This is a genomic window from Pseudomonas frederiksbergensis, from assembly GCF_003732705.1.
GTDB lineage: Bacteria > Pseudomonadota > Gammaproteobacteria > Pseudomonadales > Pseudomonadaceae > Aquipseudomonas > Aquipseudomonas frederiksbergensis_F.
The window spans coordinates 168,732-188,336 of record NZ_MOBR01000019.1 but is presented as its reverse complement, the minus strand read 5'-3'; the positions used below and the strand labels follow the sequence as shown (position 1 = coordinate 188,336).

18 protein-coding genes and 3 pseudogenes are annotated in these 19,605 nt (G+C 52.8%); 10 read left to right on the top strand and 11 right to left on the bottom strand.

The window, feature by feature from the left end:
- Nucleotides 1-152 precede the first annotated feature (152 nt).
- Nucleotides 153-1,559 carry a DUF2252 domain-containing protein gene (locus BK667_RS21210; protein ID WP_123516517.1) on the bottom strand — a complete coding sequence of 469 codons (1,407 nt, stop codon included), beginning with the start codon at nucleotides 1,557-1,559 and terminating at the stop codon, nucleotides 153-155.
- Between the two features lie 202 nt (nucleotides 1,560-1,761).
- Between BK667_RS21210 and BK667_RS33855 the strand changes: the two are divergent.
- The 4 genes and pseudogenes from BK667_RS33855 to BK667_RS21195 form a co-directional block, all read left to right on the top strand.
- Nucleotides 1,762-1,899, top strand: a pseudogene (locus BK667_RS33855) (helix-turn-helix transcriptional regulator); the annotation flags it as partial.
- Nucleotides 1,891-2,562: pseudogene (locus BK667_RS21205) on the top strand (HipA domain-containing protein); the annotation flags it as partial. The pseudogenes BK667_RS33855 and BK667_RS21205, both read left to right, overlap by 9 nt.
- Before the next feature lie 239 nt (nucleotides 2,563-2,801).
- A complete protein-coding gene (abiEi, locus tag BK667_RS21200; RefSeq protein WP_123516515.1) occupies nucleotides 2,802-3,371 on the top strand; it encodes a type IV toxin-antitoxin system AbiEi family antitoxin in 570 nt (189 codons plus the stop codon).
- Nucleotides 3,358-4,260, top strand: a complete 903-nt coding sequence (locus tag BK667_RS21195) for a nucleotidyl transferase AbiEii/AbiGii toxin family protein (protein WP_123598779.1) — start codon at nucleotides 3,358-3,360, stop codon at nucleotides 4,258-4,260. Before abiEi ends, BK667_RS21195 begins: the two co-directional genes overlap by 14 nt.
- A 122-nt stretch (nucleotides 4,261-4,382) precedes the next feature.
- On the opposite strand, the gene BK667_RS21190 is transcribed toward BK667_RS21195, so the two are convergent.
- From BK667_RS21190 to BK667_RS21180, 3 genes are all read right to left on the bottom strand, one after another.
- Nucleotides 4,383-4,757, bottom strand: a complete 375-nt coding sequence (locus tag BK667_RS21190) for a DUF6124 family protein (protein WP_123516511.1) — start codon at nucleotides 4,755-4,757, stop codon at nucleotides 4,383-4,385.
- 162 nt (nucleotides 4,758-4,919) lie between these two features.
- Entirely contained in the window at nucleotides 4,920-5,381 is a 462-nt protein-coding gene (locus BK667_RS21185; protein WP_123598778.1) for an isochorismatase family protein, read from the bottom strand.
- A 697-nt stretch (nucleotides 5,382-6,078) separates the two neighbouring features.
- Nucleotides 6,079-6,930, bottom strand: a complete 852-nt coding sequence (locus tag BK667_RS21180) for a hypothetical protein (RefSeq protein WP_123598777.1) — start codon at nucleotides 6,928-6,930, stop codon at nucleotides 6,079-6,081.
- 393 nt (nucleotides 6,931-7,323) lie between these two features.
- Here BK667_RS21180 and BK667_RS21175 point away from each other — a divergent pair, with 393 nt between their 5' ends.
- The 5 genes from BK667_RS21175 to BK667_RS21155 all read left to right on the top strand — a co-directional run bounded on the left by BK667_RS21175 (nucleotide 7,324) and on the right by BK667_RS21155 (nucleotide 13,513).
- Nucleotides 7,324-7,530, top strand: coding sequence for a helix-turn-helix transcriptional regulator (locus tag BK667_RS21175; protein WP_123598776.1), 207 nt, complete (start codon nucleotides 7,324-7,326; stop codon nucleotides 7,528-7,530).
- A gap of 369 nt (nucleotides 7,531-7,899) precedes the next feature.
- Nucleotides 7,900-8,556, top strand: a complete 657-nt coding sequence (locus tag BK667_RS21170; protein ID WP_123598775.1) for an inovirus Gp2 family protein — start codon at nucleotides 7,900-7,902, stop codon at nucleotides 8,554-8,556.
- Between the two features lie 288 nt (nucleotides 8,557-8,844).
- A complete protein-coding gene (locus BK667_RS21165; protein WP_123598774.1) occupies nucleotides 8,845-11,091 on the top strand; it encodes a type VI secretion system Vgr family protein in 2,247 nt (748 codons plus the stop codon).
- Between the two features lies 1 nt (nucleotide 11,092).
- Entirely contained in the window at nucleotides 11,093-12,376 is a 1,284-nt protein-coding gene (locus BK667_RS21160) for a VRR-NUC domain-containing protein (RefSeq protein ID WP_123598773.1), read from the top strand.
- A gap of 12 nt (nucleotides 12,377-12,388) precedes the next feature.
- The gene (locus tag BK667_RS21155; protein WP_123598772.1) at nucleotides 12,389-13,513 is read left to right on the top strand and encodes a DUF3396 domain-containing protein; all 1,125 of its coding nucleotides are present in this window, start codon (nucleotides 12,389-12,391) and stop codon (nucleotides 13,511-13,513) included.
- 67 nt (nucleotides 13,514-13,580) lie between these two features.
- On the opposite strand, the gene BK667_RS33315 is transcribed toward BK667_RS21155, so the two are convergent.
- Together BK667_RS33315 and BK667_RS21145 are read right to left on the bottom strand one after the other, a co-directional pair.
- Nucleotides 13,581-13,904: a hypothetical protein gene (locus BK667_RS33315; RefSeq protein WP_123598771.1), complete on the bottom strand. Its 324-nt coding sequence runs from the start codon at nucleotides 13,902-13,904 to the stop codon at nucleotides 13,581-13,583.
- Between the two features lie 58 nt (nucleotides 13,905-13,962).
- Nucleotides 13,963-14,412 (bottom strand): YfjT/YkfB family phage-associated protein, encoded by a 450-nt coding sequence (locus BK667_RS21145; RefSeq protein WP_123598770.1) that lies wholly within the window; start codon nucleotides 14,410-14,412, stop codon nucleotides 13,963-13,965.
- 145 nt (nucleotides 14,413-14,557) lie between these two features.
- Here BK667_RS21145 and BK667_RS21140 point away from each other — a divergent pair, with 145 nt between their 5' ends.
- Nucleotides 14,558-14,905, top strand: coding sequence for a helix-turn-helix domain-containing protein (locus tag BK667_RS21140; RefSeq protein ID WP_123598808.1), 348 nt, complete (start codon nucleotides 14,558-14,560; stop codon nucleotides 14,903-14,905).
- Between the two features lie 355 nt (nucleotides 14,906-15,260).
- On the opposite strand, the gene BK667_RS21135 is transcribed toward BK667_RS21140, so the two are convergent.
- The 5 genes and pseudogenes from BK667_RS21135 to BK667_RS21115 all read right to left on the bottom strand — a co-directional run.
- A complete protein-coding gene (locus tag BK667_RS21135; RefSeq protein ID WP_123598769.1) occupies nucleotides 15,261-16,169 on the bottom strand; it encodes a recombination directionality factor in 909 nt (302 codons plus the stop codon).
- A 94-nt stretch (nucleotides 16,170-16,263) separates the two neighbouring features.
- The gene (locus tag BK667_RS21130) at nucleotides 16,264-17,274 is read right to left on the bottom strand and encodes a YqaJ viral recombinase family nuclease (RefSeq protein WP_123598768.1); all 1,011 of its coding nucleotides are present in this window, start codon (nucleotides 17,272-17,274) and stop codon (nucleotides 16,264-16,266) included.
- A gap of 96 nt (nucleotides 17,275-17,370) precedes the next feature.
- Nucleotides 17,371-18,339 carry a TIGR03299 family phage/plasmid-derived protein gene (locus BK667_RS21125; protein WP_123598767.1) on the bottom strand — a complete coding sequence of 323 codons (969 nt, stop codon included), beginning with the start codon at nucleotides 18,337-18,339 and terminating at the stop codon, nucleotides 17,371-17,373.
- A gap of 72 nt (nucleotides 18,340-18,411) precedes the next feature.
- Nucleotides 18,412-18,741: a hypothetical protein gene (locus BK667_RS21120; RefSeq protein WP_123598766.1), complete on the bottom strand. Its 330-nt coding sequence runs from the start codon at nucleotides 18,739-18,741 to the stop codon at nucleotides 18,412-18,414.
- Nucleotides 18,742-19,040: 299 nt separating this feature from the next.
- Nucleotides 19,041-19,431 (bottom strand): annotated as a pseudogene (locus BK667_RS21115) (transposase); the annotation flags it as partial.
- Nucleotides 19,432-19,605 lie beyond the last annotated feature (174 nt).

The window sequence follows — 19,605 nt, the reverse complement described above, 5'->3', positions numbered from 1 at the left end:
CGTTTGTACGCGTTCGGGTCAATCGCCAGGCAAAAAAAAGCCCGCGGGAGGGCGGGCAAACCGTAGTTTCTTGAATGAGCGAGGGCAATGTACCGGTTGGCGCGAGGCGATAGGGTGAAGAAAAATTCATCTGCTTCGACCCATCGTCAGGTTTATGGCAAATGATCCGCCGCAAAGTCGGCCTCTGAACGCGCCCGCAGGCGACCCTTGCGGCACGCCTGCTGGAAGCGCTCGAAATCCTGCTCGTTCTGCTTGGTATAGCCTTCGGCGTATTTGAACAGCGCATCGGCCAGTGCATCACTTTTGCCGATGTAGCCGCTGATCTGCGCGGCGTGCCCTGAGGATTTGGCGTGGGCCCGGGCCAGGGCACGGCCACAGGTTCGTCCATAGGCGGCGAAGGTTTCTGCGTCGAACGTTTCGATTTCAGCGGAGACTTTCATGTCCCGTAATTGGCGCACATAAAAGTGTCGACCATTGGGCCCGGTGGTCCAGCCTAGGAACAGGTCACTGGCCGATTGCATCAGCCGTTGGCCGTTCACCACACGCTGACCGTTGTGCTGCACCCGTGACTTGGTCTTGACGTAACCGGCGAGCACCGAGCGGCGTGCTTCCTTGAATTGCAGGAACAGCGGATTCTCCTGTTCGTCGGTCAACAGCGCCACCAGGCAACGGGTGCCGACACTGCCCACGCCCACCACTTTGAACGCCATGTCGTGGGGATGAAACCGCGACAACAGCTCACGACGGTCAGCTTGTAGCGTGGCCCGATAGTCGCCCATGAACGTATCGTAAAGCGGCTTCCAGTCCGAGAGCCGCAGCCAGTCATCATCGGCATCCAGCAGCGTCGTGGTGGTGTGCAGGTGGAAAATTTCCGGCAAGTCATCGCGAATTGTCAGACGGCCATGGGCGTCACGCTCGCAGATCTTTGGCAGCAACTCGGCATGGGTCCGACGCTCGGCCTTCTCGATGGCCCGCTCTACGTGTTCAAGGGTGGCTTTGCTCGCTTGCTCCAGCAAATCGTCGTAACTGATGGACTCGTACCAGGTTTCCAGTGCGCTTTGTTCGGCGCATTCGGTCATGGTCTTTTGATAGGCCGCGACCACTTGGCGGCAGACCTCTTCCTCGACCGTTTCCCCGTGGCGCAGATCGCGCGCCGCAATCAGAAAACTCGCCACCAGCCTTTTGAGGTCCCATTCCCACGGCCCGGGGTGTGCTTCGTCGAAGTCGTTGACGCTGAACAACAGATTGCGTTCGGGCGTGGCAAAACCGCCAAAGTTCATCAGGTGACTGTCGCCACAAATCGGCGATACCAGGCCCATGCTGGACGTGCCGGCCAGGTCATGGGCCTGAAGCAGAGCGTTGCCGCGATAGAAGGTGAAAGGCGACACCAGCATGCGGCCGTAGCGCAATTCGACCAGTGATTTTATCCGGCCCTCGCTGGACGCCTTGATCAGTGGCAACGGGTCGCGGTCGACGTTGCCCAAGGCCGATTGGGTGTTGCGGGGGCAGGTTTTGCGCGCGTCCTTGCCTTGTTTGAGGCGGTCTTTGAGGGTGGTCATGGGGGCTCATTGGTTGGTTTTTATGGGGCGGGCGAGGTGAGTGTAGAAGGGCGGCGGGATTTCAGTGACGAGTGATATGACAAAAAGTGTTCATGGCCGAGTGTGTGTTGGTCCAGTCGGGGAAACTGAACGGAATCAGTCGAGGGTCGGGTTAATGTTACGTAGGCGGTACATTTATTTATAAATGTAACGGTAGCTGAACATGGATTACTCCTTGCTGATTTCTCGTCTTGCCAAACAGATACGCGAAAAACGAATGAATCGTGGTCTGACTCAGGCCCATCTCGCGCAGCTTGCTGGCCTGACGCGTCAGAAGGTCATTGCTGTGGAGAAGGGTAGCCGGGACGAATTTCCCGGCCTGGCGATCAACGAGTTCCTGTGCATGTCCATCGCCAAGGATGCCGGCATTCCTGTGCCAGAGTTTTATCTCTCGGATAACACCAGGCTGTTCGTCATGCGCCGCTTTGACCGAGACGAGCAGCTCAACCCGATCGGTTTCGAGGACATGGCGGCGCTCATGGGGCTTTCGGCTGATCAGAAGTACAGCAAAAGCTACGCGGCAATCGCCAGAGCGATTCGGCTGTTTTGTCCCGCAGAGCATCAGCGATCGTCGCTTGATCAACTCTTCGATAGCGTGGCTCTAAGCTGCATCGTGGGAAACGGTGATGCTCATTTGAAGAACTTTGGCTTGCTCTACTCAGAACCTACGCAACGTGATGCGCGATTGGCGCCGGCTTACGACATCGTCAATACCACGGCTTACATCCCCGAGGATGTTCTGGCATTGGATCTGGCGGGTAACAAGTCAATATTTGCCTCGCGCCAAGGGCTGCTGGAGTTCGCACAGAGTTGTGAGGTTGAACGACCCAAAGAGCGTATTCAGCGATTGCTTACTTCTCTTGAACGGGTACTTGAGCGTTATCCCCAACATAGGGAGCAGGCGCCCCACGTGGTGAGTGCCATTCAACAGTCAGCGGCGCCGTTTGCTTTGACTTTTGGGTAGTCCAACACGCGATCCAATTTTAGGCATATCAGATACTCCATGGTTTCCGGCGACGGCGCATGACCGCGTTTGATGAAGAGACGGTGGGTTTGGATCAGGAAGTCTTCATCTGTGGCAGGTGCAAACCGAGTTGGGATGAGGTTTTCGATTTGTCGCAGCTTTTAGCAGGAAGACCAGTAGTGTTTGCAATGTCTCAACGGTAAGTTACATTAAGTGAAACCTTATGTAGAGACATTGGCATGCGTCCCTATTCAAACTCTAGTCAGCCAATGGGACGCCTCCTCCGGCAACTTGCCCATTTGGCCAGTGATGAACGGTATCTGTTTACTCCAGATGATCTTCGGGTCTTGGTAGCGGACATTTCCGACGGCGCCTATAAAACCTTGCTGAGCCGTGCCGCCTCGGAGGGGCATCTGGTGCGAGTGTGTCGAGGGCTTTACCTGTTTGAGGCGGCCAAGCCTTCCAGCGGTCTGGTGCTGTTTCATGCGGCGGCGAGGTTGCGTGCCATGCAGTTCAACTACATCAGTCTTGAGACAGCATTGAGTGATTGCGGCGTCATCTCGCAGATCCCGATCAACTGGATCACGCTCATGTCATCTGGACGCAGCAGCACCATTTCCTGCGGCCGGTGGGGCACCATTGAATTCGTACACACCCGTCAGCAACCTCAGGATCTGGTTGGACAGGTGCAATACGACGCTCGTTGCCGATTGTGGCGGGCAACCCCGCAACAAGCATTGCGAGATATGAAAGTCGCGAAACGGAATATGGATTTGATCGATTGGAGCGTTGCCAATGAGTTTGTTTGATGAGTTGGTAGATGAGGCATTAAAGAACCAACAGACCCTGGCGCCATTGCGGGTTGTAGTGGAAAAGGAATTGCTGCATCACGACATCATGCTCGCGCTGAGTTCAGCCGGAATGCTCGCCAAGCTGACGTTCATCGGCGGCACCTGCTTGCGAGCCTGTTATGGCTCAAATCGCTTGAGCGAAGACCTGGATTTTACCGGGGGCGCTGATTTCAATCGCGAAAGTCTCACAAAGCTCGCCCAGGTATTGGTCACAACGCTTAAAACCAAATACGGTCTTGAGGTTGAAGTGGGTGAGCCTGTTCGCGAGCAAGGCAATGTCGATACATGGAAACTGAAGATTCAAACTCGTTCGGGACGCAAAGACCTGCCTGCACAGCGCATCAACATCGATGTGTGTTCTATCCCCAGTTATCAACCCCGACCCCTGCAACTGCTTAACCCCTATGGTGTAGACATGGGTACGAGTGGCCTGATCTTGCAGGCTGAATCGCGCGAAGAAATTTATGCTGACAAAATCGTGGCATTCGCGCTGCGCCCTAACAGGATCAAGAACCGAGATCTCTGGGATATGGTGTGGCTGCGTCAGCAGGGCATCACCCCGCAATTGGATCTGATCGCTAAAAAATTGATCGATCATCATTGCGAGCAGACCGAGTTCCTGGCGTTGTTCAAGGAGCGCTCAACAATGCTTGATGCTGACCCGAAAGTGGTAATCGAATTTCGCAAGGAAATGAGTCGGTTCCTGCCAGGAGAGTTGGTGGTGCAAACCGTGAATGAGCCGGCATTCTGGGCGTTTCTGGTTGGGCATATACGTGATTTGTATATGACCACAGAGAAAGCTCTGCGCGGTGATGAGGGCGTTCAGGGCTCTGAGTTCAAGATGTGATCTTCTACGACGGTAGTAGTAAAAAGAGCGACCTCAATGAGGTCGCCCATTTTGTTTTACCACGTCGAAATCGGCGTGCGTAATTGCTGCGTCATGATATCCAGCGGACGCAGCTACTGCTTTCAGTGGTGGACCGGCTCGATCTGAGATCCGGGCGGGGCGACGTTTGCCAGTGCTTGATTGACCAACAGCTCTGCTAAAACTGCCAACCGTTGAATCGTCCATGCCACGCTGCGATGCGGATCTTCGAGCTGGGCGGTCAGGTCGCAAGCCATAGCCGTCGCCAAGGCCAGGTTTTCGCTGGCGTAAGCGAGCAGGGCAGGCGTGTCGATATCCGGGTTGACCGCGTAGATATTGCGGATTGGAACAGATCGCCTCGGATTGCTCTGGCGAGCGTTGCGATAATGTTCGACGGCTGCGGTGAGTTGGTCCAGATCCAAGGCGTCCGATGCCGGAAGGTTCGGGTTTTTAATCAAGGTCAGGTGGGGCTTTTTCATGGAAGAACTCCGGAAGGTTGGGGATCCCACGCTTTACGGCCTGTTAGAACCGTTCGCCGGGTTGCAACACAAATCGGAGGTTATCTTCTCGGGCGGTTGCTCGATACTTCATGGAGTTCGACACAACTTGAGGGAAATGTCCTAGGACGTGATGTGTAGGACTTACAACTCACCCGACCTCACCGTGTGCCCGAAATGGTGCTCCCAAAGCCGCACCCCCAGCACGCCCGTGCGATCCAGTGACGATCCCACCGTCAGATCTGTAATCAACGTCGGCTGCAACCCGGCATCGAACAACGCAAACCCGGCCGCCAGGCAGCAGGTTTCGGTTTGTAATCCGCAGACCAATACCCGATCCACCTTCAGGCTTTTCAGATACTCGATGGTTTCCGGCGTCGGCGTATAGCCGTGCTTGATGAAGATGCGATCGGCCTGGATCAGGCTTTCGTCGTCGGGTGCCGGGTGCCAGCCGAATTGTTTCTGGAAGGGGGTTTTCGATTCGTCGTGGCGTTCGACGGTGGCGACGCTGGGCAGGGTGCCAATAAGTACCTGGATGCCGTCGATCAGCCATTGAGGCGGGGCGAAGCTGGGTTGGACGTCGATGATGAGGAGGGCTTGGTGCATGGGCTACTCCCTGGATGGCTGCAGCGACCGAGACATCTGGGACTGCGATGTTTTGTATTGGTCGGGTGGGCCTCTTCGCGAGCAGGCTCGCTCCCACGGGGGATTGTCGTTCTCCAGATGCAACAAAACCCGCACTTGGCGGGTTTTGGTTTGCTTCGTGTTTGGTGGGCCGGGGTAATCTGAATTGATCTGATAACCTAATGATTTTCAATGGTATTTTTGGTTTTTATTTTGTTGTGGAATACCATTTGGAATACCGTTTTTCTAAGCGTTATCAATCATCAGTGTGATGGACTACTCGCCGTAGCTGCCTCGACTCACTCGGGATTCGAACCTGCGACCAGTCTCGGATGCGTGGCCTGAGCTTAATGCTTTTATGGAATTTAACCGAGGGATTTACCGAACCACAGTCATGGCTTCTTATGTGGCGTTGGTTGGAGTAAGTACGGCTGCCTCTACCCCGGATCAAGCATCTAGTGCTGTGGGCCGGACCAACCGGCTTCTCTGGAGCCTGCCTTACGGGGCTGGTGTACAGCGGGGGGATCATGGTGTATGAACATTCTAATGCCCTTCAATCCACGCTTTTGTGTGGAAATGGTAAGTTTTAAATTTTTAGAAAAATCCTGATGTTAGGGCGTAGCGTGCCGCGTCTAGTGTTGTTATCGGCGGCGTTGCTTGTTAGTGACTACGTGAGGAGTTACGACTCATCTTTTAGCAGTCTTATTCGCTCGGGCAAATATCGATTTTGCTCGGCTTCCATTTTTAATAAGATATCTAGAATCTTGGCGCGGCTGAGGTCGTAGGCGTCGCAAAGTTTGTCTAGGCGGCCTATCGACTTGTCTGAAAGAATGAAGTTGTACTGGTTCTTGCCGTTTTGACTTTTGCGATAATTTTTTTGATTCCAGCTCTTTCTTATTTTCTCAATGTACAAGAGTTTTTGTTCGTGTATTAAGTTGTTGTTGTCGAAGAAAATCAATAATCCGTCGTAATTTTCGAAGCGTTGCGGAGGGGGCGCGTGAGGTTGGCTATGCTTTGATAACCACTCCCAGGCTAATAAACACTTTTGATCGTCATCTTTGAACCATCGAAAAATGATGTCCCCTTTTTTGTGCGCAGTCCATTGAGCCTTAAGTACGCTCAATGCCAATTTTTTTTTGCTGATGTCGACAGCCCATAGATCGATTTTTGCTATCAGTAAATCTTTTCCTTCTAGCCCACTAGGCGGAGGAAAGTTGTATTCGCCTATGAATGTGAAGGTCTTTGTTCTTAGCCATTCAACTTGCCGTTCGCCCTCATTTATCCAGTCGAATTCATTGGTTGGAAGAAGTTGTTCGGTCCTTCTGTTTTTTATTATATCCGCATTGTTTCTGGTGGTGTCTTCCTCAATGGCAATGGCCATCTTGTCTCGCATCCCTTGCGTATCCGTATCGTAGGGAAGTAAGTTGAAGTTGTTGAGAATTAAGTGAAGCCAGAGCCAATAATCATTTCTAAGATTGTATTCCTTTTCGTTAAGTACCTTAGATAAGTGGTCATTGAAGATTTTCCTCATATTCACCTCGATTCAATAAAGGTTGTATGTATCATTTTTATGAGGTTTTGAGAAGTGTTTATGACGTATTTTTGAGGTGTTGAAGATGTTCTCTAGAGGTTTTAATGTCTGGATTTTCGGGTTTTCCTTTGCTGATTCAAGATGTGGCTTGGCTGTCACGTCGGCCCCGCCATGCTCCTTCTGGTCAGTTTAGGAGCGCGCGCGGCTGTAGAGCTTTTCCTGCTGTGGTTCTGCGCCTTCCTAAGTCTGACCCTGCTGACAAATTTATGAGTAAGTGGGTCGGTTGGTTTTGGTGCGTGCGCGAAAGCTTCAGACCCTAGGCCGACGACTCTTATGGCAGTTAAACCTAACCGATCTTGCGAATCCTCTGAACGAATATGAGGAGTGCGGTTCATGAGATTAATTCGCCTGAAAGAAGTTATCGATTCGACTGGCTTGGCACGCTCGACCATTTATAAATTCATTTCGGAGGGTGAGTTTCCCAAGCCGGTATCGTTAGGTGAGCGTTGCGTCGCTTGGGTGGAGGGGGAAGTGCATGAATGGATTCTATCGCGAATTGAAGAGCGTGATAATCAGAAGCAAGGTGTAAGCGGTATTTAGTGAGGTAGTATCAGTTTGTCATGGCTGGGATAATTCCCAGTCATGATGGTTTTTTGTCAGAGTTGTATTTTTAAGGTTTTATCATCTTCGACTAAAGTTTGTGTAGGGGGGAGGAACCAATTCAGGGAAGGGGTGTGTCGGCGTGGGTATTATGCTTTATATGTTCTTTGCTAAGACTTGTATTCTTTATGTGCCCATCTATTAAGTGATGGTTATCTGTCTTGCGCGTTAGCTCTATCATTCATCATCTAGCTAGACTTGGTTTAACCAAGTCTAGCTAGTGTGTGGTTGAAGGTGGAGTGGGGTGCAGGCTGTTAAAACATACTCGTTGTGCTGAATGTATAACTCTGAATACAGTGAGTAGCAATCATGCCTCGACATCCAAGTAACACAAATCTGCACCTTCTAAACGGAAGTGAGTTCGAAGGATTACCTATTCAAGCTGATAAAGGGCCATTCGTTATCGAGTATCTACACATCCTGAGAGCGACAATGGCAAATGCCCTTGGAGATTATCCAAGGGTCTTTGCTTTCAGGGTTGACCCAAGATTACCTGCTGGGATGGACCTGTCAGACGATGCCTGCACAAACACAGTAATTAAACATTTCATTGAGTCCTTCAAGGCAAAGCTCAAGCATGCTCAACATGTCGCTGCTAAAAATAATATCCGCGTTCATAATTGCAAGGTTCGTTATGTATGGGCGCGAGAGGTCGGCAGTCACGGCCGTCCTCACTATCACCTCCTCTTTCTATTGAATCAGGAAGCGTTCCATACGCTGGGTAAGCGGGACTCTGTGAGGGACAACATGTGCAGTAGGCTAGACGAGGCTTGGGCGAGTGCGTTGGGGCTGCCCCTAGAGGCCGTCTCTGGACTGATTCACGTGCCTGATAACGCGGTGTACTACTTGCGCCGTGATGATGCTGGTAGCCAGGCAGAGCTCTTCAATCGAGCCAGTTATCTCTGCAAGGCTGCGACAAAGGTCTATGGGGATGGTCAGCATGCTTTTGGGGCGAGCAGGCTCTGATGGTGGATCGATGCACGGCCGCTCACTAGGAGTGGCTGGGTATTCGATTCCGGTGTCTTGTCGCTTGGGTTTACGAAATTGATGGCTCGCTTCTCCCTTCGGTAGGGCGAGCCAATTGTTAATGGTTGTGCACATAAGAGTGGGCGGAGAAACCGCTAACTCCAATCGTTCATTAAGGAAAAGGATCATAGGTGAATTCTGATTTTGTCGTTGGTGGTCACGTCCCTATTGAAGCCTTTACTTCGCTCATGCACCATCAAGGCCGATTTTCATGGATTGGATAACGGCATGCTGGACGCAAATGCAACGCACATTTCCCTGGTCCTTGACGGTGTGTCCGCAGACCTTCAAGTTCTGAGTTTCGTCGGCCGCGAAGCCTTAAATCAGCCGTATAGTTTTGAAATCGAGTTGGTCAGCGCACGACCAGATCTAAAGCTTGAAGAACTGCTTCACAAAACCGCCTGCCTAACCTTTGGTTCCACCGGGAAGGGCATCGCCCATGGCGTGGTATATCGCGTTGCTCAAGGGGACTCCGGCAAGCGCCTGACACGCTACAGCATCACGTTGAAGCCGCAACTGAGCTATCTGGCTCATACCTGCGACCAACGAATTTTTCAACACCTTACCGTACCGAAGATCATCGCTCAGGTATTGGAAGCACGCGGCATTTTTTCTGATGCCTACAGTTTTCAACTCGGCACAATCTATCCCGAACGTGGTTACTGCACCCAGTACGACGAATCCGATCTGCATTTCATCCAGCGTCTATGCGAAGAAGAGGGCATTCACTTCCACTTCCAGCACAGCTCCCAAGCGCACAAGCTGGTATTTGGTGATGACCAGACGGTGTTTCGCAAGCTGGTGCCCGTGGCCTATATGCAAGACTCTGGGATGGCCGCAGAGAAGCCGGTAATCAATCGTTTCAACCTGCGGCTAGAAACCCGTACCACTCGGGTCAGTCGTCGCGACTATGACTTTGAAAAGCCAAGTCTGCTACCCGAAGGCACCGCCAAAAGCGACTTCCTGCCAGACTTGGAAGACTATGACTACCCTGGCCGCTTTACCCATCGCGAACGTGGTAAGCGATTGGCAACCCGTGCACTCGAACGGCATCGCAGCGATTACCAATTGGCTGAAGGTAAAGGTGATGAGCCCTCGCTGACTACTGGGCATTTTCTACCCCTGAGTGATCATCCCTGCAACCAATGGAACGACCTCTGGCTACTGCTGGAAGTGATCCACGAAGGCAAGCAACCGCAGGTACTCGGTGAGTCGATCACCAGCGACATCAGCAATAACAAGGACAACTTCCAACAGGGCTACCGTAACCGGTTTCTGGCTACTCCTTGGGATGCCAATTACCGACCACCACTTGACCACCAAAAACCCAAAATATTGGGTAGTCAGACCGCAGTAGTCACCGGCCCCAAGGGTGAAGAAATTCACTGCGATCAATACGGTCGAATTAAGGTGCAATTTCGCTGGGATCGTTTAGGCCAAGCCGATGACAACACCAGTTGTTGGCTACGAGTGGCTAGCGGCTGGGCGGGAGTGGCATCCGGCGGCATTGCAGTCCCACGCATCGGCATGGAAGTACTGGTGACGTTCCTTGAAGGTGACCCCGACCAGCCACTGGTCACTGGCTGCCTCTTTCACAAAGAGAACGTCGTACCTTACGACCTACCGGCAAATAAAACCCGCAGCGTGTTTAAAACTCTCAGCTCACCGGGCGGTAAGGGTTTCAATGAGCTACGCATAGAAGACAAAAAAGGTCAGGAGCAAATATTCCTGCATGCCCAACGTGATTGGGACGAAAACATCGAGCACGATCAGAAGATTCGGGTAGGCAACGAACGTCACGATACGGTTGAAGCCAACACTCTCAGCGAATTCAAGTCTGAAGAACATCGCATCACCCACGCCGACCGAAAATCCGAAGCTCGTGCTGACGATCATCTGACTGTCGGCCAGACACAGCATGTCAAAGTCGGTACGGGGCTATTCATCGAAGCAGGTCAAGAAATTCACTACCACGCCGGCGAAAAGGTCGTTGTGGAAGGCGGCATGGAATTGACCGCGAAAGCAGGGGGCAGCTTTGTAAAGGTTGATGCGGGTGGCGTGACGGTCAGCGGGGCAAGCGTCAAGGTCAATTCGGGTGGCGGGCCAGGTTCCGGCTCAGGAATCAAGATACTGGGTCCGTTGCTGCCGGGTGATGCCGACAAGGACAAGGCCGGTCAACTCTTAAAAGGGGCTCCACGCAGCCACAAGGCCCGGTATGTTCTGGTGGATGACAATACTGGCGAACCCTTGGTCGGCACGCCCTACACCCTCAAACGTTCCGACGGGAGCCGTCTGACGGGCTACACGAACGACGAAGGCAAGACCTTCTTGGTGCACAGTAGCGATCCAGCTGAAGTGGACCTTATGACGCCTATCCGCAAACCTGAACCATTAGAGCCATTAATAAGGGCCGGTGAGAGTGCCCCCAGAGAAATGAGTCTCGACTATCGAAACGCCAACTCGGAGGGCGAATAACATGGCTACTATCCAACCGCAGACACCGCAGGGATGCACCACGACGAGTATTGAGGGCACGGAGACAAGAGCTAAATTACCGAGTCCCACCAACAAACCTTACTTGATGGAAAAAGCTAATTACGCTGCTCGTTTTCCACGGCTGTCGATCAAGCTACTCCCCAATGGGGAAATTACGGAAGTAAAGTTGAAACAGCTGGTCATGAGCGGTTTGATCCGTGCTGACGAGTATCGTTGGGATTTCCGCTGGAATTACAAAGCCGAGGTCAGTTTCGACATGACCCCGATACCACCGAACCCACCGAAACCGTTTCTCAGTACCTCGCTCTCGCTCCCTGGGCAAGTACCTGATCCGGATCGACGTCATACGTTAACCTTCTTTCCGGTGGGCAATACCAAGGGACTATTGCGTCGACCAGACGTCATGATTGTGAAAAGTCGTGCGCTTCGCTGGCCTGGACGGGCTGGCCCTGACCACGAAGGAGTCATGCATCCAGATAACTTGGAACGGTTGGTCGAGGTCAAATTCCCCAACGACGAGCTTTCGCAGGAACAGGAACGAGCCTACCTGCGTATAGCTGGTGGTAGTGACCGGTTCTCTGTACTGGAGATTAGCGACTGCCGGGACAAAGATGATCGCGAGCGCGACAAGGAGTACAACAAAGAGCACAAACCGACCGGCTACTTCAATCCATTGCAATGGCCCTCATTGGTACCGCCAAGACCTGCTCCAGTGCCCGTTCCTGTATACGGTCCAGAACCAACGCCAGCGCCAGCGCTTGTTGAAAACTGGACCCAGCAAGTGCAATCAGCGGTAGACAGCCTTTTAGAAGAAGGTGCTAAAGGCATCCGGCAACTATCGCAAGAGTTTCAGCAGCATTTGCAAGACGCCCAAACGTGGTTGAGCACTAAAGGTGAATGGGTACGTCGAGAATCACAAAAAGCTTGGGAGTGGGTCAGCGAAACCGGTGGGAAAATATTACGCTGGACCGATGATCAACTCCGCGCCATTTGGCAGGAAGTTCAGCGCTACACCGATTTGACGCTAGAGGCTCTGCGTGAAGTTAATTGGGTGCAACTACTAATGAATATTGGCAAAATAGTTGCTACGGCGGTGGTGATCATTGTCATTGGTGAATTGATAGTCGCCGCTGCGATACCAGCAGCTCTTCTAACAGGATTGTTAGCGATAATTGAAATAGCCGCGCAATCCTGGGTTGTTCTGGCAGCAATACTAGCAAAACTTGCTACCAGTCCAGTTCCGCGCCAAGCACTGAATTTTTGATTGAGAACCGATGTGAATAAATCATTAAAAAACCTAGAAGACCGCGCTGCTGACTTGTCTTTTGAATTGCCCGATGGTACGCCAGTGGTAAGACTGGGATTAATCATCACATTATATTTTAAGAAAGGATACACGCGGGAAACGAAGAGCAAAATAGATGAGTGCTTTGCACGATTTTACGAAGAGTTTCAACCGCTCTTGAAAGGAATGTTTTATCGTAAACGGAAAAAGCTGACCGATGCCAGTTTCAACAAGGTTCGCGAGCAAATTTCAAAAACCGATTCAAATGACGAATTTAGTTGGCTTTTGGGTAGTGCTGCCGAGTCCACTCAGGCTGATGAGTATAGATTATCTATGCTCAATTCTTTTGAAATTCACGGAGATCAGATCCGCTCCCACATTAAACTGGTTTTCCCATGGTCGCTACTCAAGCAGCCTGGTGGAGCTGCCACATACCAAGAGTGGCTTTGTTATCTCAGCGAGAAGCTTGAGGTAGAACACGGGTACGGTGGCCTTTCAAGCATTTTACCGTATGACTATCATAGTTACTCGCCCACAGAATATGAATTAGCGCAGCAGTATTCCGGACTCGAAGTAGACTCGATGCCCCACGCATCTTCGTTAGAGTTGCTGGAGCACATAAAAGGTGTCAACTGGTACACGGTCCTTGGAAGCACCTTTGTAGAGCAACTTGGTGGTGAATCCACCATACGCCACTCGTTAAGTGGGCGTGGTGACATCGAAATACTCACGTATAACAATGGATTGATTATTCGTGCTGGTGAATACCCAGAGCTTGGAGCTTTGGAAGATGGGCTGCCAGCCGCTTACGTCGCCGTCAATAAGGTAGTGAAACCAGTACGCATCCCGAATCCTGACCAACTGCATAGCTATTCGCCATATGGCAACTGCTTCGAAAAAGATAGTACTGACCGTTGGTATGCACGTTTTGACCAGGAAGCAACTGGCTCGACCTCTCCTTCTCGCATTGAAGCAGGCCAACCTTGTAGCAAGGCTGGTTACTGGTTCAGCCCGGCCCAAGCGAATTCGCGCAAGTATTTCAAGCAAGGGGAAATTATGCCTAGTTTCAGCGGTTCGGCCTGGGGCGATACGTTATGGTATTGGTCCGACAAATAAAAAAATAAGTTTTTAACAAGCAAAGGGAGCCATTAAGGCTCCCTTTGCTAATGTTTCATTGATGTCATTAGTACATGTACCATTTGTCTCCTCGTTTTACTATCGTGAAACTTCCCTTTATTGCTTGTTGTCCAGTGTATAACTTGGAAGTGGTTGTTGCGGTGTAGTCATATACGTAAATTGTCTCACCTCTGATTTGGCGAGTGTAATGATTGGTGATGTTGTAACTTTCCATCGTTACTGCCCCCATTTCGATGCTCGGGTGCTTCTGGCCAATTGCCCATTTTACTATGTCGTTTTCTGGTTCTGCGGAGCAAGCTGTAGCAGTAATGAATGCGAGCGCAGTAAGTATTATGCGGATGGTTTTTATCAGTGAGGAAAATGGTTTCATGATTTGGCTTCTGTGTATAATTTTTTGATAGATGTGAAGTTGTTTAGTCGGTTGGTTTTCACCAGGCAGACTTGCAGCTGTTTTCTGAGGAGTCGAGTGGTAAAACTACATTTGCCAGATTCTTAGAAGATAAATTCACCGTTTTATGTTCATCACTGATCTGCAAGTGATTGGCATTGCGTAATGCTTTCCAGAAGGCTGGAAAAGCATTTCCGCAGGCATGGCAATCGGTGAAAAAAGGGTTGCTATAGCCGACCCCGTCGATGATTACATCGAAGCCAACCTCATCGTCTGAGGAGAACTGCTTGCCCCCGATGGTGGCAAAAGCAGTGACAGGATGGCCTTCCTCGTTAGAGCAGGAGATGTTCAGTTCATTTCCATTGCCATCATCGACGAGGTACTCACTTACGCCTTGTGCCCAGTCTGACGTCCATTCGTAAGTCCCTGCCGAGACGGTGCTGGTAATCGAACAGCCTAAGAAAAAGGCCAGTAAAAGCTTTTGCTTCATCTGATATTCCTTTGCATGGATGAATTGCTCTGTTGGGAGCGATATGAGTTGGAGTTCAACCTTTTGGGTTGATATTCGGTCTTTAAGGTTCTTCATGTCAATGAGGTGATGCCCAACCATCTAGGTTGAGATGGGAGAGGGCGTCGTGACAGAGATTGAGCAGAGCTATTTGGCGGGTTTGGTGGGCGGTGCGATTGCGAAGCAGCGTATCCGTGCTGGATTGACGCAGGAGGAAGTTGCTGAGCGCCTAGGGATAGGCAATGAGGCCGTTTCCCGTATCGAACGAGGAGTTGTCATTCCCAACATTAAGCGGCTCTTGGAATTCGCAGGCATCTTTGATTGTGGGGCATCGGATCTATTGACTGAGGCTAGCTCACGTCCTGACGATCAAGCCAATCGCATCAGTCGGTTGTTGACACAGTTGGATCCTGAGGATCGGCAGATGGTTGTGGAGCTGGTCGAGCGCTTGGCTGAGCGTCTGAAGCAGAGATGATGGTCGGGCTGGAAGCTTCAGTGCAGGCGCTCTGATCGAACTTGGCGCCGCACCGCAAGCAGAGATAGTCGTAGTGGCTGAACTGGTATTTCTGCACGTCTTGGGCAAAGGCCAGCGCGGCCCTATAACCGGAGGTCGCACAGAGAACGCCCTTCCTTATCCTTGCGAGTACTTGAGCTAAATGACTCTGCTGTTCGCTTTCTTGGGAAGAGACTTGGACCTCAGTCACGCCGAGTAGGAAACTTTCCAGCGTCCCGATGAGGACCACCAGGGTTGTTGTGGTCTCTTTGGAAACTACAGTCGTTGAATCGCAGATTAGGCAGCACGTGGCCATGAGGCCTCCTATCAAGTCGGGTTAGTGAGCGCGCCCTACCGGTAACGCAGCTGTTGCCAATGACTCCAGCTTGTCGGCCAGTGACGGTCGAGAGTTGGGAGTTACATCGCGCCCCGTTCTCTCCGCTTCTTGCGCAGAGAAGAACTCTTCAATAATCGCATCGCGGTCTTCCGCATGGTCTTCGAAAGCACCATTGCCCAGCCCTCGGCGAGCTGCGTTGTCTAGAGCAACTTGGTCATAGCCCATAGCTTCACGAACGCTCTCCAGTTCTTTCGCCGTGCGCAGTGTGGCGTCCATGTCCATGCCGCTGCGCACGGTAATGTCGGCATAGAAAATCGGCGTGCCGTGGCTCTGTCGTGTGGACTTGCCGCGCAGCCGTAGTTCCAGAGGCAGGTAAGCCAGACGGTTCCCTGAAATGGCTTGGAAGTACTGCAAGCGTGCCGCTAAGGTGCGAATGCTGTTAAAACCGGTGGTGCGGAATACAAAGCTACCCAGTAGGTCGTCGTCACCAATCACCACGTTGAGCCGCCCGTAAGGCTTGCAGGCATGCCCTTGGGCCAGTGAGCAGCCATCGGGCGAGGGACAAGGCAACGTCTTGATGCCGTCTTCACATTGGCGCTTGCAGGTCTCGCCGTTACCGACACACAGCGGGCGCCCGGTGCTGCGGTCAAACAGGCTGTAGTCAGCGCGAAAGTTGAGATCGGGTTCGTTAAACAGCAAACGGATCGGGATGCTGCGCAGCTTGTTTTCCGAAGCCTTGCGCAGCTCCTCGTCGAGGGGATGCAGCAACCAGCCATCCCGATTTTGCACCTGAGAGGTAATGGTGAACTGATCGTCTTTTTCGGGAAGACGTTTGCCGTTTCGCTCGACCACTTTGCCGATGGAAATGCGACCGAGTACGGGCGGTGTTATCGCCAAACCTTTGAGCATGAGGTGTCTCCTGCATCTGAAAATAAAAAGCCACCGAGACCGCGTGAACGGGCTAGATGGCGTTGAGGGGGGGCGCGGAATAACCGGCAGACGTTCACGTCAGCAGAAAACGCCGACTTCCGGTTTTGGTGGTGGAATAGTGTACGTGCAGGTAGGGCTTGTCCTTCAGCAGGCGCGGGATATCCAGCGCCACGCTGTCCTTGGCTTTCTTCCAGCTCACGCTACCGGTTTCAAATAGCGCACGGCTGGCATCGCCCATGGCTTGCTGCAAGGCCTGCTTGAGCTGGGCCTCTTGCGCTTCCTGCTGAGCAATCGAGTCGCGCACCTTTTGCAAGTCGGCAAAGGTGCTGCTGAGGCGGACATCCTGGGTGAAGTCCAGGGTGTGTCCGACGTCCTGTGGATACAGACAGCGCAGTGCCTGATCGGCGGATGCTGAACCGTCAGCCGGTGGTGGGGTGTCGCTTACGACGTAATCCCAGAACAACCGTTCCAGCTCGATCAGTCGGGCAATCATCGAATCGTCCCGTTCAATCCGGTGGATTTCCAGGTGTTGCCCGCCCAGCAGTACCGCTACATCTGCCGCCTGCTTGCCGGTGACGGCGAGCTGGTGCATGACCTGTAGCTGCACATATTCCGGCACGCCCTCTTTCCAGAGGCGGGCGCCGTTGATACCAGCGGTTTTACATTCGAGGATCTGCACCTGTGGCGTACCGATGATTTCGCGGTCGATGTTGGCCAGCATCCAGCTCAGTGTCGGGTCTGGGTGTTGCAATACGGCATTGATTCGCCGTACCCGATGACCGCTGCGCTGGGTGTAATGCGTTGCCACAATCGGCTCCAGAATGTTGCCCCAGTAGGCTGGGCTTTCCTCGTCATGCGGGTCGATCTTGGGCAGGGTTTCATCGCGCCCGGTTTTCTCCATCCACAATTCCAATTGGGATTTATACGGATTCAGGCCAACGGCAGCGGCGGCATCCGAGCTGCCAATGCCATTTTTGCGTACCGCCAACCAATCGGCGTGAGGTAGTTGTTTGGTGTCCACCAGGCGTAACGCCGGGCGGGGTTTAGTCCTGACATTTGGTAGCGCTTGAGTGTTCGTGAGCATGTCCTTCAAAGGATACGAAAACGCCCGATCAGCACTAGGCTGATCGGGCGTTTAGGTCGTGGAGGAATGAGAGGGTGAAGTTCGACGGTCCAGCGACTAGGCCGCAAGTTGCAGCGCCGCCGCCAGTGCCCGCTGCTTGATCTGCGCGCCTTGGCCGAACCAAGCCGAATCCATGCGGTACTCATTACTGCGTGCTCGACGTTCGTGATCGACATACTCAGTGACTGCGTTGAGCAGACCCCAGGCGGTGCCTTGCGAGGACGCCAACGTCGAGCCTCGGCCTTGGCCTTCATACAGCGCTTGCACCTTGCGCAGCGCCCGCTCATTGGGCAGCACAGCCGGTAGCTGATTGTTCGGGCTAGTCTCACACAGCACGTTCATGAAGTACCCCAGCGCTTCATGCCATTGCACTTTGCGCTCGGACAGCGCACGCATGCGGTACATAAAGGCGTCCCATTGGGAGACTGCGATACCGAGTTGCTTCTTTACCGCCTGTGGATCGAAACATGTGCTGTGCGGCACCTTGATCGCGCGGGTCGTGCCGTCCAAGGCAATCGCCAGCGTGTTGTTACACACCACACGCACGGTGGTTGGCGTGGCGGTGGTCGCCAGCGTGCCGTCGCAGGAGGTCGCCAGCAACAGGTAGCCATTTACCTCGTCGTTACCCTTCAACGCCGCCGATTGCCCGGTTCGCGCCAGTGCCCAGAACTTGCGTCCGCCTTTCAGCACTCCGGCAGTTTCCAGCTCATAGCCGGACACGTCTGTGAGGTCGCGATAGAACTCCAGCACCTCACGGGGCTGCACCACCTGGTAGCGCTGGGATACGACCGACAGTGCGGCCTTGGTGTCGGAGCGATACAAGACTTTCTGTTCGGGGAAGGAGTGAATGGAGCCGAGTGGGCCGATACTGTCTGCTTTGTAATGCACCGGGCTTTCCTGGATCTGCCAGTTCATACCAGCTTCACGTTGCCAGACTTCCAGCGGTTGTTTTTCAGTGAGGCGACTGCCTAGGCCATGCCAAGGGGTAGCGCCAACATAAGCCATTTGTTCGATGAGATGAGCCACGAGAAGATCCTTATCAATAGATGAAGAAACAGCGAAGCCGTCAGCGACATGCCGACGGCTGTTCAAAACGGATTAATGGTTGACGCTGAAGCTGTAACCGCAGTCCAGGCATTGGTAGTTGTTCAGCACCTTGTCATCCACGTGCTGACCTAGAGTGGCCCCGGCAATGCCACCGGCGACCCCGCCAAACAAGCTGCCGATAATTGCCCCGACGATGCTGCCAAACATACTGCCGACCGGCCCGGCGATGACTCCCACCGTCGCCCCGACCTGTGCGCCCGACAGCGCACCGGCACCACCGCTGACGGCACCGCCCACCGCACCAATAAAACCGCCTGTTTGCTTACCGATATTCTTCGTGACGACACGCCCAGCGTTGCAGCTGGGGCAAGGGGTATACATTGGGAACATCCTCCTGTGATGGGCGTGCCGTGCGAAATGCAGGCACGGCAAAGTCCCTGCCGAGGTTGATACCGGTAGGGATTCAGGAGGTGATATAGGTCTGAAAAAACTTGGAAGTTGGAGAACAGGCAGGTAGTTGCAGTCAGTAGGTGTCGTGGGGTAAATCGAAAAACTCGGCGGTTTACCTGAGCATCAGGTTTTGAAGTTGGACTATTTTACCGACGATCTAGGGAAACTTATATGGACGTCTCCCAGAGCTCAACAGGGAACCATTCTGACGTATAGGTAGGAGCAGTCTTATCGTAAAGCAGCCCACGTAAGCCATTGCTCTGCATGATGCGAAATTTCAGTAACTGGGAGCGGATACGGTGTAGCGAGAGTTGATTGCCACCAGGCAAGCGCCGGGCTGCTGCGCCGCTGTCAAGATGGCTTGAGGGTCAGCCGTATCGGTTTTGTTTCGCAGCAAAAAGGGGCGTACCGAACGAGAGGCAGGTAGTCGTACCTCATGCCCCTGGTGTGAAGCTGACTTGCCCACTAGTGGGCATTTTCACAGGTCTTGATTGGCACCAGGCGGGTCGGATAATTTGCAAAGAATGGCAGCACTTCGTCACGGCGCAACTTGATACGCTCGATCCTCCCAGTACACCGATCTACGGTGTGCCGCTGGAAAACCTTCTTGACGATGTCCATGCCAATTACGCTATCCAGCTAGGTACTGGTCGGATGAGCATCATTGTAGTGATCGATGATTGTCGGATCGGTACTGGAGCTTGCAGCGGATGACTGCTATCTCGGAAGCGATGGGGCCAAGGATGCGGGCCTGTTAAGCCGGTTGATTTTTTGCTGGCGCTCCAGTTTAACCCT

Bases quoted from the DNA above. Each gene is read 5' to 3' on its own strand.
- BK667_RS21210 (WP_123516517.1), bottom strand. From the start codon at position 1,559: ATGACCACCCTCAAAGACCGCCTCAAACAAGGCAAGGACGCGCGCAAA.
- abiEi (WP_123516515.1), top strand. From the start codon at position 2,802: ATGCGTCCCTATTCAAACTCTAGTCAGCCAATGGGACGCCTCCTCCGG.
- BK667_RS21195 (WP_123598779.1), top strand. From the start codon at position 3,358: ATGAGTTTGTTTGATGAGTTGGTAGATGAGGCATTAAAGAACCAACAG.
- BK667_RS21190 (WP_123516511.1), bottom strand. From the start codon at position 4,757: ATGAAAAAGCCCCACCTGACCTTGATTAAAAACCCGAACCTTCCGGCA.
- BK667_RS21185 (WP_123598778.1), bottom strand. From the start codon at position 5,381: ATGCACCAAGCCCTCCTCATCATCGACGTCCAACCCAGCTTCGCCCCG.
- BK667_RS21180 (WP_123598777.1), bottom strand. From the start codon at position 6,930: ATGAGGAAAATCTTCAATGACCACTTATCTAAGGTACTTAACGAAAAG.
- BK667_RS21175 (WP_123598776.1), top strand. From the start codon at position 7,324: ATGAGATTAATTCGCCTGAAAGAAGTTATCGATTCGACTGGCTTGGCA.
- BK667_RS21170 (WP_123598775.1), top strand. From the start codon at position 7,900: ATGCCTCGACATCCAAGTAACACAAATCTGCACCTTCTAAACGGAAGT.
- BK667_RS21165 (WP_123598774.1), top strand. From the start codon at position 8,845: ATGCTGGACGCAAATGCAACGCACATTTCCCTGGTCCTTGACGGTGTG.
- BK667_RS21160 (WP_123598773.1), top strand. From the start codon at position 11,093: ATGGCTACTATCCAACCGCAGACACCGCAGGGATGCACCACGACGAGT.
- BK667_RS33315 (WP_123598771.1), bottom strand. From the start codon at position 13,904: ATGAAACCATTTTCCTCACTGATAAAAACCATCCGCATAATACTTACT.
- BK667_RS21145 (WP_123598770.1), bottom strand. From the start codon at position 14,412: ATGAAGCAAAAGCTTTTACTGGCCTTTTTCTTAGGCTGTTCGATTACC.
- BK667_RS21135 (WP_123598769.1), bottom strand. From the start codon at position 16,169: ATGCTCAAAGGTTTGGCGATAACACCGCCCGTACTCGGTCGCATTTCC.
- BK667_RS21130 (WP_123598768.1), bottom strand. From the start codon at position 17,274: ATGCTCACGAACACTCAAGCGCTACCAAATGTCAGGACTAAACCCCGC.
- BK667_RS21120 (WP_123598766.1), bottom strand. From the start codon at position 18,741: ATGTATACCCCTTGCCCCAGCTGCAACGCTGGGCGTGTCGTCACGAAG.